The following is a 16,459-nucleotide window of genomic DNA, read 5'->3' as shown; positions in this document are numbered from 1 at the left end:
TTAATCAGCTTTAATCAAGAGGTCACACGATGAATGCCAAACGTATTTTACTGAGCAGTTTTTTGCTGATATCCAGCCTTTGCTCGACAACGCTTGTGGCACAGGACTTACCATCCTGGTCGAACACGGATGCCAGGCAACAGCTGACAGCATTTGTAGAAACCGTCACCAAGGAAGGAGCGGGTTTTGTTGAGCAATCAAAGCGCATCGCCGTATTCGATAACGATGGTACTTTATGGGCAGAGCAGCCGATGTACTTTCAGTTAGCGTTTGCATTAGATCGCCTTAAAGCCACCCAGGACAAACATCCTGAATGGAAAACCCAGGAGCCTTTCAAGTCAGTGCTGGCCGGAGATTTAAAAACGGCGTTAAGCAGCCATGAAAATATTGCCAAAATCGTCTTCGCCTCTCACTCTGGCATGAGTCAGGAAGAATTCCAGCAAGTTGTCAAAGACTGGATTACCACCGCCACCCACCCTAAGACCGGACGTAAATATACCGATATGGTGTATCAGCCGATGTTGGAAGTCCTCGATTACCTGCGTGCTAACGGCTTTAAGACCTTTATTGTCAGTGGCGGTGGCATCGATTTCCTCAGGGTTTGGGCGGAACAGGTCTATGGCATTCCGCCTGAACAGGTGGTAGGCACCAGAGTAAAAAAAGAGTTTATGCTCAACGCTGATGGCGGTGCACAAATTATGCGCCAGGCAGCAATCGATTTTGTTAACGATAAAGAAGGCAAGCCGATTGGTATCGATAACCACATTGGCCGCCGACCGCTAATCGCCTTTGGCAATTCCGATGGTGATCTGGCGATGCTGCAATACACCATGGCGGGCGAAGGTAAAAGACTGGCGGTTTACATCCACCATACCGACAAGGGCAGAGAGTGGGCCTATGATCGCGAATCTCACATCGGCACCTTTGATAAAGGCCTGGATTACGCCACCGAGCACAAAAAGGACGGCTGGATTTTGGTAGATATGGCAAAAGACTGGAAGGTGGTTTTTCCGGAAGTAGAATAGCATTCCTTTATAGGTGACTAAGGGTGTCTGGAGGTGACTAGGGGTGTCTAGAGTTGTCTAAGGATAAGCCTGGCACCTTCGTCACCTGAAGATAACTTGAGTTCGATTTGACAACCTTCGTCAGCCCTCGACACCCTAGCGAGAGCTTTAGCTCGAGATTGTCACCCTTCGTCACCTTCCGAGAGCTTTAGCTCGAGGCTACGCCTGCGCCATAATCTCCTGGTATACACGGTTGGCTTGCTCATGCTCACCCAAAGTCTGTAATACCTTGGCATAAGCGTGCAGATCATCCTGGGATTGTCGCACCTTAAGCAGTGACACAAATGCCTTGCGGGCTTTCTCCCAGTCTCTGCTAGCCATGCACGCATAGGCAAATGCACTGAGCCAAAGCGGATTTTCCGGTTCTTTTTGCAGGTGTTTCTGAATCGCCGCCATCACCTTGGGGCTGTGCGGCATGGAAATGTCTTTAAGGCCATTAATAAACTTCTGGCTGGGTTGTTTCTTCAACAATGGCAACACCAGATCTTCGAGTTTATCGGTCAGCCCGTGCTCGCCCAAGACCTGGGCATAAGCCAGTATGATGCTTTCCTGCTGACGTTCTTTACGACTAAGGCTTTGATAATATTTTTCAACATCATAAACACTGTTCTCAGCGATTAATTGCTGAAAGTACCCGGTAAAGGCGATAGTTTCCCATTGCTCAATCTGTATCTCGTCAATATTCTTGTCTTTGCGCGCATCGCGTAAATATTCGATGGCCTGCTGATAACGTTTTTCATGCAGACACACTTCAATATCGAGACTTAGCATCCGGCCTTTGTGACCAACCCGGCCTTTATTTTTGTCAATTAACTGACGGGCCTGGCTAAATTGTGCATCATCCAGGTTTAGTTTGCCGGCAACCAGAAGTGCTTCATAATTGAGATTCTCTTCGCCCTCAGTATTTTCAGCAATTCGCTGTAAATACTGCCGCGCCGATTCGGGCATGTTCTGGCGATTGGCGGCACTGGCGGCAAATAACCAGGCAGTGTTAGTCATCGTGCATTTAGGCGCGCTTTTCACCAGCAGTTTTTCCGCCTTTTTGTAATCTTCAACCAGGTAGGCTGCCAGCCCCTGTTCAAAGCTGCGAATCGCTTTGCTTTGTTTACCATGGGCAAGAAAATGCCAGGCATTGCCGGAAACTTTAAACACACTACGAATCAATAAAGACAGGCCGTATAAAATAATCAAAGCAAGAATCAACAGGGTGACAAAGCCAAACACGGTGGCTTCATAAATCCAATCACCCATGGTGATCAGAATGTAACCTTTGTGGTCGATCAGTAAATAACTGAATGCGGTAACCGCAAGGACCATTAACATGACCAGGAAAAAACGTATCATTATTGAGTTTCCTCACCGTCAGCGGTTGCATCCACCTGCTCAGATTCTGATTGTTTAGATTGTGTATCAGCACTATCCACAACCAAAGTGGTGGCTATCATTGCTGGTGATTCGATAGAAGATACTGTCGAGTCAAAGTGACTAAAGGGCCGGGTTGATGCGGAAAAGTTTTGATCCAGTAACTCTCTCAGGGCCTGCTGGGATTGCAGATTCTGAGGATAATCAATATCAAACTCCTGCTCTTGCAAGCGGCTAATCTCATCAATGAACGCCTGGTTAGCGCGATTGTTTTCGGCAAAGTAACGTTGCAACCATTGTTCAATATCGGTAAGGCTTTGCTGATAAAGCTGAGTATGCTTCTGGGTTACCGCCCACTGGCTAATTTGCAGTTTAAGTTGCAGGTTTTGCATCATATTCTGCTGATATTGCGGTTCCATTAATGGTTCATCTTTATCATGCTTATTGCGAACCGTGATAAAGTCTGCGAGAAACCGCTGCCAACTGATCCGCAGGTTGCGTTCCCAATCGGCAATATCTTCACTTAATTGCTGTTCCTGTGGGGCCACTTCCACCTGTCGCTCGGTGCCTTTCAATACTAACTTTTCGGTACTCTCACTTAGCGCCAGCAGCGCCAGAATAATCTCCTGGGATTTATCCTCGGGAAGTTGCTGCAAGGTTTGCTTATCCTGTCGAATCAATTTACGGATTGGCATAAACTGCGCTTGCTTCATCGACGCCAGCCGGGCATCGGCATCGTCGAGTAATGACAGGGCCGTGGTAACATCATTTTCAAGCCAGATAACGCGCGAGGCCATTCTCAATAAATATTCCGCTTCGTAAACTCGCCAGTTACTCGGTTGTTGCGATGTTAGCCTGGAGATTTTTGCATTCAATTGCTCAACCTCGTCCATCAGCGCCTGTTGCGCCTGCTCATTACGACTTCGTAATTCTTCGCTCAACGCCTGGTTGCTTTGCTGGCTGGATTTTTGAAAACCGTCAAGTTGTTCTGTCACTCGTTGCGACAGGCTTTGATTGTTGCTTTGCTGAGCATTTTTCAGGTTTTCATTGAGATCATTGGCAAGTGCCTGCAATTGCTGTTGCTGATAATAATAAAGTGCACCCGTGCCACCAGCGGCAATCAATGCCAGCAACAATGCCAGCACTCCTACTTTGGATATACCCGGTTTTTTATCTGAATCTGCTCGCCTGGTTGAATTGCCAGTGGCCGAAGATTTCCCTGGTACGGTATCAGGATGACCTGCCCGTGCTTTCGCCCTGGCAGCTATTTTTGCGGCGCTGGCAGAACTCGTGGCCGTTTGTTTTTCTGATGTGGCTGACGAGGAATCAGCGCCAGCATTATCCGACTTGTCGGCAGTATTGGCTGCCGGCTGACTGTCTTTGTTTTGGTCTGAGCTTTGTTCGGATTTTTTATCTTTATCGGTCATAAATTACTTCCTCAGACGTATCGCAATCCTGTTAGAGCGTTGCAATGGCCTGATAAATTAACTGGTTGTTGGCGCCGCCGGCATTTCGTACCTGTTGCAATCCATATTCGCTGGCTTTTGCGGCAATGCGCTCGCTGGCCACGATCCATTGAATGTCCTGCAAATACAAAGGATCAACCTTGCTCACTAGCTCGACAGCCCTGTCAAGCAACGCTTCACTGGTAACTACCATACAATTAATTTTTAGTTTTCGCCATTTTTCAATAAGTTGCACTTCATTAAATGGCAGCCACTGGCGACGGTATACTTCATTATAGGCAACATTTGCCTGCCTTTGCCGAAGTGTTTGCGCCAAATACTCACGCCCGCCGTCACCACGAATGATTAATACCTGCTCGCCATCAAGGTTGGCCAATTGCGGCAGAGCCAGCAATCCTTCACTGTCATACGTGCGCCCCATTGCTATCGATTTACCCAGTGGCGCAAGGGCCGTTTTCGTTGCCGGCCCAACCGCATAATAAAGACTGCTGTCTGGCCACCTATCGACAGGGCATTGCTTTATCGCAAAACGCGCGGCGGCGGCACTGACAAAAATGATGTGATGTGGAGGAGGAACCATGGCATTGCTTAATGACAATGCGTTATCGGTGGGCAGGTATTCGAATAATGGCTGAATTTCAATGTGGTTAGCGAGGGAAACAATGTCCCTCGCCAGCGACTGGGATTTAGAAAGTGGCCTGGTGAGCAATATGTTCAGGTCAGTTTTGCTCATACAGCTCCTTAAGTATGACATTGGCGCCACTGGCCAGTAGTTCATCGGCTAACACCTGCCCCAGCTTTTCAGCTTCGCTCACCGCACCATAGATTTCTGCTTCAATCAGCTCGGAACCATCCGGTCGTCCTACCAAACCGCGCAAATGTAACTGTTCACCGTCAATTGTTGCGTGGCCGCCGATAGGTACCTGGCAGCCCCCCTGAAGTTGGGTATTCATCGCTCGCTCAGCCAACACCCGAATTCGGGTTTCTGTATGCTCCAATGGTGCCAGCAAGGCTTTCACCCGGTCGTCATCGCTTCGACATTCAATACCGACGGCACCCTGGCCATTGGCTGGCAACATCATCTCTGGTGCAATGTACTGAGCAATCCGCTGAGACATTTCCAGGCGAATCAGGCCGGCAGCAGCAAGAATAATGGCATCGTAATCGCCGTTATCCAGTTTTGCCAGGCGGGTATTAACATTACCTCGCAAATCGTTCACCTGCAGGTCCGGGCGCATTGCCTTTAACTGACACTGGCGACGCAGGCTCGATGTACCGACAACCGCGCCTTGCGGCAACGCATCGATGCTTTGATATTGATTGGATACAAAGGCATCGCGGGGATCTTCACGCTCGCAGATAACTTGCAAACCCAGTCCTTCAGGAAAATCAACCGGTACATCTTTCATTGAATGTACGGCGATGTCCGCGCGCCCTTCCAGCATTGCCACTTCCAACTCTTTGACAAACAGGCCTTTACCACCGACTTTGGCCAACGGCGAATCAAGAATAATGTCGCCTTTGGTAACCATAGGTAACAGTTCCACAGTCAATCCCTGATGAAAATGTTCAAGACGGGCTTTCACATATTCGGCTTGCCACATGGCCAGCGCACTTTTTCGGGTGGCGATGCGGATTACTTGTGGCGATGCTAATTCTGACATAAACGGGATTCCAAACTATTCAGCAGACAGGGTAACGTCGGTCTCAGCCTGAATGCTGACCGCTTGCGACAAAAATGACCAGAATTCATCGCCCGAACGCTTATCACGCCAGGTCTCATCGACGTACTCGAAATGGTGGCCATTGAATTTTGTTGCTACCCAGATTTCATGCAAGGGTGGTTGTTTATTGATGATAATTTTTGTGCCATTAGGAAAAGCCAGAGTCAGCAGGCCACCAACGCTTTCATAATCAATGTCTACCGGACAATCTTCGATGGCATCTTCGATGGCCATCAACATGTCATCGGCCATAAGATTATATTGGCTGTCGTTCATCTTCTACCTTCGCCTTAATCTGTGGTTTAAATTATCCTCAACACATACACTTGAGGCATTAAAATCATCGTGCGGACTTGTATTTACCGCTCTGCATGCGATTATAAAGCCACTAACCCATTAAAGCGATACCAATCCACTATCTTATCAATATTATGTTGAAGAAAATGCTGAATAAAAAAACGACTTTTGCTATCTTTACTGGTCTTATGTTGCTGGTCTCTGGCTGTGGTCAGAAAGGGCCGTTATATCAAACGCCTGATTCGGATAAAAACCAGGGTGAACAGCAACAAAACCAATCTAAGCAATAGCCTCAAACGGGCGATTTCAGGAACTAACTCATGGACTTTTTCCAACGTCAGCAGCAACACCTCTATGCTGAAAACTGCAAGGTAGCACAACTGGCTGAAGACTACGGCACACCTTTGTATGTCTACTCGAAAGCCACTATCGAACGTCATTACCAGGCATTTGCCGATGCCAATCAGGCGGCCGGGTTAGACCATCTTATCTGTTACGCAGTGAAAGCCAGCTCCAACATTGGCATTTTGAATGTATTGGCGCGTCTTGGCAGTGGGTTTGATATCGTTTCCGGTGGCGAATTGGCTCGGGTCCTGAAAGCGGGTGGTGATGCCAGTAAAGTGGTATTTTCAGGCGTTGGTAAAACCAGTGCGGAAATTCGTTTTGCCCTTGAAACTGGGATCCATTGCTTTAATGTCGAATCCGAGGCGGAAATTGACCGGATTCATGCGGTTGCACAGGCGATGCAGGTCAAAGCGCCAATATCCCTCCGGGTCAACCCCGATGTGGATGCCGGAACACATCCGTATATTTCTACTGGTTTGAAAGACAATAAGTTTGGCGTGCCAATCAAAGAAGCGTTGCGTATCTATCAGCAGGCGGCAACCATGCCATACCTGGAGATAAAGGGCGTAGATTGTCACATTGGTTCCCAGTTAACCGAAATACAACCATTTATGGATGCGCTGGACCGGGTATTGCTCCTTGTTGATGAATTAGCCGCAAACGGCATTTCCTTGTCGCACATTGATGTTGGTGGTGGCCTGGGTGTTGACTACCGCGGTGAAACCCCACCAACTCCAGAGCGCTATGTGGCAGCATTGGCTAAAAAGTTAAGCGGCCGAAATGTCAAAGTTGTTTATGAGCCGGGACGGGCGATCATGGCCAATGCTGGTATCCTGGTTACCGAAGTCGAATTTTTAAAAACCAATGAAGACAAACATTTTGCCATTGTCGATGCGGCGATGAATGACCTGATTCGCCCATCGCTCTACCAGGCATGGCAGGAAATCGTTGAAGTTGAGATAGACCCTAGTGCCAGCAAACAAGTATATGATGTGGTTGGTCCGGTGTGTGAAACCGGTGATTTCCTTGGCAAAGACCGACAGCTTGCGATTCGCAGCGGTGATTTGCTGGCAATTCGAAGCGCCGGTGCTTACGGGTTTACCATGAGTTCGAATTACAATTCCCGGCCGCGGGCAGCGGAAATTATGGTCGATGGTGAGCACAGTTACATTATCCGTGAGCGTGAATCATTTGATGATTTAATTAAAGGCGAACACCTGTTACCTTGAATGTTGTAAAAAGGAATTGGCGAGTTGAGACATAACAAGCAAAATTTAGTGCATTTTTCGAAAATGCATGGTCTGGGTAACGACTTTATGGTGGTCGACAATGTCACCCAAAACGTGTTTTTATCCAACGAGCAAATTCGTCAGTTTGCGGATCGAAATTTTGGCATCGGCTTTGACCAGTTATTAGTGGTCGAGCCCCCATACGATCCGGATCTGGATTTTCACTACCGTATTTTCAATGCCGATGGCAGTGAAGTCAGTCAATGCGGCAATGGTGCCCGCTGCTTTGCACGCTTTGTACGCCTGAAAGGTTTAACCAATAAAAACAAAATCAAAGTCTCTACCGCATCGGGGAAAATGACCCTGCATATAGAGCGGGATGGATTGATTACAGTCAGCATGCCGGTACCAATTCTGGAACCGGCGAAAATACCATTCACAGCACAGAAGCAGGAAGGTACTTATATCCTCCTTACCGAAGAGCAAACCGTATTTTGTGGTGCCGTATCGCTCGGCAACCCTCATTGCGTGGTGGAAGTCGATTCAGTGGCAGATGCACCCGTGGCAACACTCGGCAAAACCCTGTCATTCCATGAACGCTTTCCCGAGCAGGCAAATGTCGGGTTTATGGAAATTCAATCGCCGAAATACATTAAACTGCGGGTCTACGAACGTGGCGCCGCAGAAACATTAGCCTGTGGCAGTGGTGCCTGTGCGGCAGTGGTGATAGGTATTCTTCAGGACAAGCTAGCCAATAATGTCACCGTTGAGTTGCCCGGTGGCAAATTAAAAATTTACTGGAAAGGACCCGGCCACCCGGTGAAAATGACCGGCCCGGCCAAACATGTTTTTGATGGAACCATGCCCCTATGAGCCAATCCCCCATGCCATTTGATATCCAGCAACTGGATGATGAATTAGTTTTAGAGTACCTGCAATCCGATCAGGATTTTTTTAACCGTCATCCACAATTGCTTACGTCCTTGCAGTTACCGGACAATCGTCGCGGTACAATCTCATTGGTGGAGCGCCAGCAACAGTTACTCAGGCAGAAAGTCCAGTTACTGGAAGAAGAAATCACCGACTTGTTAACCGTTGCCAATCAAAATGACCGGCTGCTGACCATTTTCAATGATCTCTATCTGAACCTGATTGAGGCGCATGAGTTTTCGCCATTTTGTGATTATCTACAACAAACCACCCGCCAATTGCTCGAGCTTAGCGATGTACGTTTGCTGTTATTTAACACCGAGCAGAACCTGAGTCATGAGATTCTGATAACTGGTGTAGACAGTCACCAATATGCCGATCGTTTTGGTGCCGACAACTATTATTTTGGCCGTCTGACCACAGCGCAACAATTGCAGTTATTTCCCGACGAACAAAGCGGTTCGTGCTGTCTGATCCGCTTACAACACCAGCAACAGGATATTGGTCTGATCGCTTTTTTTGCTAAGGATGTAGAGCACTTTTATCCCGGTATTGACACCCTGTTACTGGAACAATTCCGTCACTTAGTTGCTAAACTGATTGTAACCAAGTTTTTAACCACGACATAATAGTGCGATTTTACCGACGACTTAGACCATTCAAAGCCCTGAGTTTTGATCTCGATGATACCCTCTACGACAACCATCCAGTCATTACCCGGGCAGAACAGGCGTTAAAACAACACCTGCAAACCCTGTTGCCACAAACCGAACAGGTGAGTGGTAATTTTTGGTGGCAACAACGCCGATCGTGCCTGCATCTCAACCCCGCGTTAAGCCACGATGTCACCGCGTTACGACTGGCAACCCTGACCCTGGGATTAAAAAAGCTTGGCTTTAGTGAGGCTGGTGCAAAACAAAAAGCCGAACAGGCGTTCGAATTTTTCTTACGACATCGCAATAATCTTACCGTTGCCCCGGAAGTCGTTCGGTTACTGGAGCAACTGGCGAATAAATTTCCCCTGGTGGCTATATCCAATGGCAATGTCAGTGTCGATGATATTGGTATCCGCCATTGTTTCCAGCAAACTTACTTTGCCGGTAGTGGCAATTTGCAAAAGCCTGAAGGGGATATGTTCCTGCAAGCATGCCGGTTTCTGAATATCGAAACGTCACAGTTGCTTCACGTCGGCGACTGCACCCATGCCGATATATATGGCGCCATGCAGTCAGGCTGCCAAACCGCCTGGGTCAACAATCCAAGCTTCGCGATCAAAAAGAAACCACTAACCATCCTGCCGACACTGCACCTGGAAAAAGTTGAACAGTTGTCACAATTTATTTAACTTATCTGTAACTGGTCAAAAAAACACACCACCTGAACAGTTAATTTAATAATAAGCGATGCCCAAGGAGGGAGAAATGAGTCGTGCTGCTTTTCGGATGCGCTGTATCCTGTCATTTTGTCTTGTATTTTTCGGTCATGGAGCAATTCAGGCAGAAGTGTTGCCAATTGAAGCCTTTGCCAGTAAACCAGACGTCAGCAATATGGATTTGTCCCCCAATGGCGACCATGTGGCATCGATTGTCAAAGTCACCGGTAAGAAAAAAGGTGCGGTTGTTAGTATCGTCAACATCGCTACCGGTAAGGCAAATTATCACCTGTTTACCGATAATAGTAAGTTCGTCATAACGTCTCTGGAATGGGCAAATGATGATGTGGTGTTGGTAGAAGCCAAATTTCCGGCGGTACGTGGTGGCGTTCCGGTAAATGAGTGGCGCCTGATCCAACTAAATATTCACTCCGGAAAATCACGCAGCATTGTTCCACGCCTGATGTTTAAAAAATTCTCCTACGTGCCACAAATTCAATCTAAGGTCATCGATATCCTCCCAGACGAACCGGACTTCATATTAATGGAGCTTGCCGGGCAGCGCAGCGGTGGCGAACCTTCGGTGTATAAGATGAAGCTGGTTACGGAAGGAAGTGGTCGCACCAAGGTCATGCAACGAGCCAGGGAAGATGTCTATGACTGGCTCACCGATAGACAGAACAATATTCGTATCGGAATTCGCCGCGACGATACCAGCTATGAAATTCTTGAACAAAGTGCTGAACGAGACGGGATGCGTACTCTGTGGTCTTTCGAAGCCTTCTCTAAAGAAGAAGTCTGGCCCATGGGTTTTGATGTTGAGCCCAATATTCTTTACGTCAAAGCCTTGCACGATGGCCGTGATGCCATCTTTAAAGTTGATCTGAACGATAAAGCGTTAACCAAAGAACTGGTCTATTCCAACGACAATTATGATGTCACTGGCGGCTTACGACGAGATATTGGCAGCGGGCGAGTCATTGGCGTTGGTGATCATTATTGGGATAACGACTACGCGAATCTAAAAAAATCATTAGACGCTGCCCTCCCAGACACCTCTAATTATCTTATCGATTTCAGTGCCGATGGAAATCGATATCTGGTGCTTTCTACCAGTGACAACGAACCAGGAATCTACCTGCTGGGTGATCGCAAGGCTAAATCGCTGAACGCCATCGCTTATCGCTACAATCAGTTAACGCCGGATGTTTTGAGTATTCGCGAGGATATCTCATATCAAGCCCGGGACGGTCTGAACATTGAAGGCTATCTGACTCTCCCCAAGGGTGGGGAAGGTAAAAAGTTACCGACCATCATCTTCCCTCATGGCGGCCCCATCAGTCATGAATCCTCAGGTTTTGACTACTGGAGCCAGTTTTTAGCTAATCGTGGTTACGCGGTGTTACAGATGGATTTTCGCGGTTCTTCCGGTTATGGCTTTGATTTCATGCAAATGGGAATCGCCAGTTGGGGTCAGGCGATGCAGGATGATGTCGAAGACGGAGCCCGTTGGATGATTGATAACGGCATTGCGGATCCGGAACGGATCTGTATTCTCGGCGCCAGTTATGGTGGCTATGCGGCATTAATGGGAACGATAAAATCACCAGAATTATATCAATGTGCGATTAGCTTTGCCGGCGTTATGGACGTCGAAGCCCTGGTAAAATCCCATCGTCGGTTTATCAATTATGAAATCGCAAAAAAGCAGATTGGCGATGATTTTGATTTACTGTGGGAAATTTCGCCGTTAAAGCATGTTAAAAAGGTTAACGTACCGGTGCTGTTAATGCATGGTGAAAAAGATCGTAGCGTACGTTATAGCCAGTCGGAAGATATGTTTGATGAACTTGAGGACGAAGGTAAGCAAGTGGAATTTATCACCCTCGAAGATGGTGATCATTATCTCAGTAATGCCCAAAACCGACTGATTGTATTTCAGGCCATTGAGCGTTTTCTGGCCCAGCATTTGTGATACTCGCCCATTCAATTGATGAATGGGCACTATAGCAACATCAACATTGCAGCAAAACCAATAAGGAGAATCTTATGATTAATAAATATCTTTGCGTTTTGATCGCGGGTTTAATGACGACTCAGGTATATGCGGCAAAACCAGAACATCCAGAAAAAGATAAGCCGCAACAGATGCAAAAGCAGAACCAAAAAGCACTGAAAGATAAACAGCAACGTATCGAAGAGCCCAAAGAAGATGAGTTGGCAAAAGCTAAAGACAAGCACTCCAAGAGAGAATCCGACTCTGAAAAAGCTAAAGGCATAGCAAAGCAACAGGCGAAAAAAGCTGAACAGCCGATGAAGGAGCAGGACAAAGGTTCTGAACAGGGACAAGAATCCCGGGAAAATCGTAAAAAATGGTGGAAGTTTTGGGAATAGCTACCTACAACAAAACAACAGCCACGCCTACTGCGTGGCTTTTTTTTGAACATAGAGAACTAGATACCAATTCCATTAAGTTTTTGCACAACTCAGCGTTTGGGCAGAGGCTCATGAAGTGGAATTAGTATTATATCTTTTGTTTTTGGGGTTTTATCGGTGAAAGCTGGCATAACTTGGTCATTCATGATTACACTTACTTCAGATTTCATAACGACAACAATAACTATGCGATTAACATATTTTATTCTGGCTACGAGCCTTGCATTAACATCCATATCCCAGGCTACGGCTGCCACGAACGAAACGATACTCCCGAGAGCCCAACAAGCCGATCATCAGGTAGTCACCAGACACGAAACAAAGATTAATGGTGAACGCGTTAAATATACGGCAACGACAGGGACACAGCCTCTGTGGAATGATAAGGATGAAGCAATTGCCGCCATTCATTACACCTATTATCAGCGTAATGATGTAAAGAATAACGGTACCCGACCGTTATTGATTTCTTTCAATGGTGGACCAGGATCGGCGTCGGTGTGGATGCACATCGCTTACACTGGCCCGAAAGTGATCCATATCGACGATGAAGGTTACCCATTACAACCCTATGGCGTGAAAACCAATCCGTATTCCGTGTTAGACGTTGCCGACATTGTTTTCGTTAATCCGGTAAACACCGGATACTCGCGGATGCTGAAAGACAAAGACGGTAAATTACCGGGTAAAGACGAGCAGCAGAAAATGTTTTTTGGCGTTAATGCTGATGTTAAATATCTGGCTGAATGGCTAAACACTTTTGTTACTCGCCATGAACGCTGGCGCTCACCGAAATTCCTGATCGGTGAAAGCTATGGTACAACCCGGGTCTCGGCACTGTCCCTGGTATTACAAAACCAGCAATGGATGTATTTAAATGGTGTCGTCCTGGTATCGCCAACCGATATCGGTATTGATCGTGAAGGTCCGGTAAAAGCGGCTAATCGCTTACCTTATTTTGCAGCAACTGCCTGGTACCACAAGGCCTTAAGCGATGACTTGCAGGCAATGGATTTAATGGAAGTGCTGGAACTTGCTGAACACTATGCCATCAATGACTATTTACCTGCGCTTGCTCAAGGTGCGTTTTTAAATGCCGATAAGCGTTCACAGGTTGCCGATAAAGTCGCATATTTTTCTGGATTAAGTAAAAAGCAGGTACTGCAGAATAATCTCGATATCGACACTGCGTATTTCTGGAAAACCGTATTAAATGATCGCGGTCAGACCGTTGGTCGCCTTGATTCTCGCTATTTAGGTATTGATAAAAAAGAAAGTGGTTCGCGTCCAGACTACTGGCCAGAGCTGACTTCCTGGTTGCACTCATTCACGCCAGCCATTAATTATTACTACAGTGAAGAGCTAAATTACAAAACCGATGTGAAGTACAACATGTTCGGCCCGGTGCATCCATGGGATCGCAGCAATAATAATGCCGGAGAAAACCTGCGCCTGGCAATGGCACAAAATCCTTACCTGAATGTGATGATCCAAAGCGGCTATTACGATGGTGCAACTAACTACTTCGATGGCAAGTATAATATGTGGCAGTTAGACCCAAGTGGCAAAATGCGTGAGCGCTTAAGCTTTAAGGGTTATCGCTCCGGACATATGATGTATTTACGCCATGAAGATTTAAAACAGTCAAATGATGATCTGCGTGAATTTATCTTAAAAGCCATCCCGGCAGCGGACCAAGCCGCCAAGTACTAACTAAGAAACGGTGCTAATGCACCGTTTCTGTTATAGAGGGAGACTGACGTCGATGGAGATTACATCGGTGAGGACTGCGTCAATGATTCCACCTCCCGCCTTGCCTTAGCAGCTTACCTCTTATAGCTTATAGCTTATCGCTTATCGCTTATCGCTTATCGCTTACAGCTTACAGCTACAGAAACCAGATTCGTCAGAATCTGGTTTCTGTACTTATATACAGTAGTTAAAATACTGGTATACTGTCCCTCAATATTAACCAGGTAGTGAGCAACAACTTTCATTATGGATGTATCGGAATTACTCGACTCTTTGAACGACAAACAACGCGAAGCGGTAGCAGCTCCGGCGCAAAACATGCTGGTACTGGCGGGCGCTGGCAGCGGTAAAACTCGAGTATTGGTGCATCGGATTGCCTGGTTAATGCGGGTTGAGAACGTCTCACCGCACAGTATTTTAGCGGTAACCTTTACCAATAAAGCGGCGGCAGAAATGCGCGCCCGGGTAGAACAGGCGGTTGGCAGTAATATTCATGGTATGTGGATTGGTACCTTCCATGGCCTGGCGCACCGCCTGTTGCGCATGCATTTCCAGGAGGCGAAATTACCGCAAAGCTTTCAGGTTCTGGACTCTGATGATCAGTTACGCTTGTTAAAGCGGGTGACCCGCTCGATGAACCTGGATGAGAAAAAATGGCCGGCGAAACAGGCGATGTGGTACATCAATGGCAAAAAAGATGAAGGGCTGCGCCCTAAACACATCGATGCGCAATTAGATCCGACCGAAGAAACATTCAAAAAAATCTATCAAATTTATCAGGATACCTGTGACCGGGCAGGCCTGGTAGACTTTGCCGAATTGCTACTTCGCGCCCATGAGTTATGGCTGAATAATCCTGTTTTGCTGGAACACTACCAGCGTCGTTTCTCGCGTATTCTGGTAGACGAATTCCAGGATACTAACGCTATTCAATATGCCTGGTTAAACTTATTGGGTCGCGAGCACGGTAATGTAATGATCGTTGGTGACGATGACCAGTCGATATATGGCTGGCGCGGCGCAAAAATTGAAAATATCCAGCGCTTTTTAAAAGATTTTGACGGTGCCGAAACCATACGACTTGAGCAAAATTATCGTTCCACCGGTAATATTCTCAATGCCGCCAACGCCCTGATCAGCAACAACAATAATCGCCTTGGTAAAGATTTATGGACCAAAGATTCCGACGGTGAAGCGATTTCTGTTTATACCGCATTCAATGATCTTGATGAGTCCCGTTTTGTCAGCAGCCGGATTAAGCAATGGCTGGATGAAGGCAATAGTCTCGATGATGTCGCCATCCTTTATCGCTCAAATGCCCAGTCTCGGTTACTGGAAGAAGCCTTGTTACAGGCGCAACTACCTTATCGAATTTACGGTGGTTTACGATTCTTCGAACGCCAGGAAATTAAAGATGCCCTGGCTTATTTGCGACTGATGAACAATCGTAACGATGATGCCTCGTTTGAACGCATTATTAATACACCGACCAGAGGCATAGGTAATCAGACCTTATCGCTGGTACGCGATGCCGCCCGCAGTCATGGTTCCACCCTGTGGGAAGCCTGTATCCGCATGCTTGACGGTGAACAGCTATCGGCGCGTCCGGCCAATGCGATTAAGACCTTCATTGAATTAATTAACCAGTTGGAAGATGACACCTTAAACCTGAACCTGGATCAACAAGCCAATCATGTGATTCAACATTCTGGTTTAAAAGCCATGTATCAGGCTGAAAAAGGTGAACGCGCTGCCGCTCGCATCGAAAACTTAAATGAATTAGTCACTGCCTGTCAGACCTTTGAAGTAGATCCGGAAGTTGAAGATGAGATGACGCCACTTACTGCCTTTTTAACCCATGCTTCATTGGAAGCGGGCGAATCCCAGGCAGACGAATATGAAGCGGCGGTGCAGTTAATGACCTTGCACTCCGCCAAAGGCCTGGAATTTCCCCTGGTGTTTATGGTTGGCATGGAAGAAGGTATGTTTCCGTCACAACAATCAGGTGACGATATTACCCGCTTGGAAGAAGAGCGCCGCCTTTGTTATGTCGGTATGACCCGGGCGATGGAAAAACTGTATTTATGCCATGCCGAATCACGACGCTTATACGGCCAGGAAAAATACCACCGCCCCAGTCGCTTCCTGCGGGAAATTCCGGATCAGTATCTGGATGAGATCCGGATGAAGAATCAGGCGGTTAAGCCGAAAACGACTGGCCGCTTTGCCAACACCATATCCTTAGATACCTTTGCCGATACCGGGTTTAAATTAGGCCAGCAGGTACGTCATAGTAAATTTGGTGAAGGCACGGTGTTAAATTTCGAAGGTAGCGGCGCCCAATCACGGGTGCAGGTCAACTTTATTGAGCACGGTAGCAAATGGCTGGTTGTTGCCTACGCCAATCTCGAAGCCATCTAATCTCACCACCCCCATAAATTTCCATTAAGCTCCTGGTTATTCGGCAAGGTTGATCTTTGCC

Annotated in this window: 15 protein-coding genes; 10 read left to right on the top strand and 5 right to left on the bottom strand. The window is 47.1% G+C overall.

All coding sequences use genetic code 11. The features are described 5' to 3' along the window. Positions 1-29: 29 nt before the first annotated feature. A complete protein-coding gene (locus tag E8M12_RS07990; protein ID WP_136735574.1) occupies positions 30-1,025 on the top strand; it encodes an HAD family hydrolase in 996 nt (331 codons plus the stop codon). A 198-nt stretch (positions 1,026-1,223) separates the two neighbouring features. On the opposite strand, the gene E8M12_RS07985 is transcribed toward E8M12_RS07990, so the two are convergent. The 5 genes from E8M12_RS07985 to cyaY are packed head-to-tail and all read right to left on the bottom strand — an operon-like array spanning position 1,224 to position 5,892. Further along, positions 1,224-2,408 (bottom strand): heme biosynthesis HemY N-terminal domain-containing protein, encoded by a 1,185-nt coding sequence (locus E8M12_RS07985; protein WP_136735572.1) that lies wholly within the window; start codon positions 2,406-2,408, stop codon positions 1,224-1,226. Further along, positions 2,408-3,853, bottom strand: coding sequence for a uroporphyrinogen-III C-methyltransferase (locus tag E8M12_RS07980; RefSeq protein ID WP_136735571.1), 1,446 nt, complete (start codon positions 3,851-3,853; stop codon positions 2,408-2,410). The genes E8M12_RS07985 and E8M12_RS07980 overlap by 1 nt, the downstream gene beginning before the upstream one ends. 31 nt (positions 3,854-3,884) lie before the next feature. After that, entirely contained in the window at positions 3,885-4,625 is a 741-nt protein-coding gene (locus E8M12_RS07975) for a uroporphyrinogen-III synthase (protein ID WP_169303076.1), read from the bottom strand. Continuing rightward, positions 4,612-5,556, bottom strand: coding sequence for a hydroxymethylbilane synthase (hemC, locus tag E8M12_RS07970; RefSeq protein WP_136735567.1), 945 nt, complete (start codon positions 5,554-5,556; stop codon positions 4,612-4,614). Before hemC ends, E8M12_RS07975 begins: the two co-directional genes overlap by 14 nt. A gap of 15 nt (positions 5,557-5,571) precedes the next feature. Beyond that, entirely contained in the window at positions 5,572-5,892 is a 321-nt protein-coding gene (cyaY, locus tag E8M12_RS07965) for an iron donor protein CyaY (protein WP_136735565.1), read from the bottom strand. Positions 5,893-6,059: 167 nt separating this feature from the next. Here cyaY and lptM point away from each other — a divergent pair, with 167 nt between their 5' ends. From lptM to uvrD, 9 genes are all read left to right on the top strand, one after another. Beyond that, complete coding sequence (gene lptM / locus E8M12_RS07960; protein WP_136735564.1) at positions 6,060-6,203, top strand: LPS translocon maturation chaperone LptM; 144 nt, start codon at positions 6,060-6,062, stop codon at positions 6,201-6,203. Positions 6,204-6,233: 30 nt separating this feature from the next. Next, a complete protein-coding gene (lysA, locus tag E8M12_RS07955; RefSeq protein ID WP_136735562.1) occupies positions 6,234-7,487 on the top strand; it encodes a diaminopimelate decarboxylase in 1,254 nt (417 codons plus the stop codon). Between the two features lie 63 nt (positions 7,488-7,550). Then, positions 7,551-8,360, top strand: a complete 810-nt coding sequence (gene dapF / locus E8M12_RS07950) for a diaminopimelate epimerase (protein WP_136735693.1) — start codon at positions 7,551-7,553, stop codon at positions 8,358-8,360. Further along, the gene (locus E8M12_RS07945) at positions 8,357-9,046 is read left to right on the top strand and encodes a DUF484 family protein (protein ID WP_136735560.1); all 690 of its coding nucleotides are present in this window, start codon (positions 8,357-8,359) and stop codon (positions 9,044-9,046) included. Before dapF ends, E8M12_RS07945 begins: the two co-directional genes overlap by 4 nt. A 2-nt stretch (positions 9,047-9,048) precedes the next feature. Further along, on the top strand, positions 9,049-9,762 hold the full coding sequence (locus tag E8M12_RS07940) for an HAD-IA family hydrolase (RefSeq protein WP_169303075.1): 714 nt from the start codon (positions 9,049-9,051) through the stop codon (positions 9,760-9,762). Positions 9,763-9,838: 76 nt separating this feature from the next. Further along, a complete protein-coding gene (locus E8M12_RS07935; protein ID WP_246034059.1) occupies positions 9,839-11,764 on the top strand; it encodes an alpha/beta hydrolase family protein in 1,926 nt (641 codons plus the stop codon). 74 nt (positions 11,765-11,838) lie between these two features. Continuing rightward, positions 11,839-12,183, top strand: coding sequence for a hypothetical protein (locus tag E8M12_RS07930; protein WP_136735558.1), 345 nt, complete (start codon positions 11,839-11,841; stop codon positions 12,181-12,183). A 228-nt stretch (positions 12,184-12,411) separates the two neighbouring features. After that, positions 12,412-13,938 carry a S10 family peptidase gene (locus E8M12_RS07925; protein WP_136735557.1) on the top strand — a complete coding sequence of 509 codons (1,527 nt, stop codon included), beginning with the start codon at positions 12,412-12,414 and terminating at the stop codon, positions 13,936-13,938. A gap of 285 nt (positions 13,939-14,223) precedes the next feature. Next, positions 14,224-16,398: a DNA helicase II gene (uvrD, locus tag E8M12_RS07920; protein WP_136735555.1), complete on the top strand. Its 2,175-nt coding sequence runs from the start codon at positions 14,224-14,226 to the stop codon at positions 16,396-16,398. Positions 16,399-16,459 lie beyond the last annotated feature (61 nt).

The organism is Thalassotalea mangrovi (genome assembly GCF_005116735.1).
Classification (GTDB): Bacteria; Pseudomonadota; Gammaproteobacteria; order Enterobacterales; family Alteromonadaceae; genus Thalassotalea_A; species Thalassotalea_A mangrovi.
This window is presented reverse-complemented; position numbering and strand designations above follow the sequence as displayed.

Excerpts from the sequence above, each read along its gene's own strand:
- E8M12_RS07990 (WP_136735574.1), top strand. The coding sequence starts at position 30 with ATGAATGCCAAACGTATTTTACTGAGCAGTTTTTTGCTGATATCCAGC.
- E8M12_RS07985 (WP_136735572.1), bottom strand. The coding sequence starts at position 2,408 with ATGATACGTTTTTTCCTGGTCATGTTAATGGTCCTTGCGGTTACCGCA.
- E8M12_RS07980 (WP_136735571.1), bottom strand. The coding sequence starts at position 3,853 with ATGACCGATAAAGATAAAAAATCCGAACAAAGCTCAGACCAAAACAAA.
- E8M12_RS07975 (WP_169303076.1), bottom strand. The coding sequence starts at position 4,625 with ATGAGCAAAACTGACCTGAACATATTGCTCACCAGGCCACTTTCTAAA.
- hemC (WP_136735567.1), bottom strand. The coding sequence starts at position 5,556 with ATGTCAGAATTAGCATCGCCACAAGTAATCCGCATCGCCACCCGAAAA.
- cyaY (WP_136735565.1), bottom strand. The coding sequence starts at position 5,892 with ATGAACGACAGCCAATATAATCTTATGGCCGATGACATGTTGATGGCC.
- lptM (WP_136735564.1), top strand. The coding sequence starts at position 6,060 with ATGCTGAATAAAAAAACGACTTTTGCTATCTTTACTGGTCTTATGTTG.
- lysA (WP_136735562.1), top strand. The coding sequence starts at position 6,234 with ATGGACTTTTTCCAACGTCAGCAGCAACACCTCTATGCTGAAAACTGC.
- dapF (WP_136735693.1), top strand. The coding sequence starts at position 7,551 with ATGCATGGTCTGGGTAACGACTTTATGGTGGTCGACAATGTCACCCAA.
- E8M12_RS07945 (WP_136735560.1), top strand. The coding sequence starts at position 8,357 with ATGAGCCAATCCCCCATGCCATTTGATATCCAGCAACTGGATGATGAA.
- E8M12_RS07935 (WP_246034059.1), top strand. The coding sequence starts at position 9,839 with ATGAGTCGTGCTGCTTTTCGGATGCGCTGTATCCTGTCATTTTGTCTT.
- E8M12_RS07930 (WP_136735558.1), top strand. The coding sequence starts at position 11,839 with ATGATTAATAAATATCTTTGCGTTTTGATCGCGGGTTTAATGACGACT.
- E8M12_RS07925 (WP_136735557.1), top strand. The coding sequence starts at position 12,412 with ATGCGATTAACATATTTTATTCTGGCTACGAGCCTTGCATTAACATCC.
- uvrD (WP_136735555.1), top strand. The coding sequence starts at position 14,224 with ATGGATGTATCGGAATTACTCGACTCTTTGAACGACAAACAACGCGAA.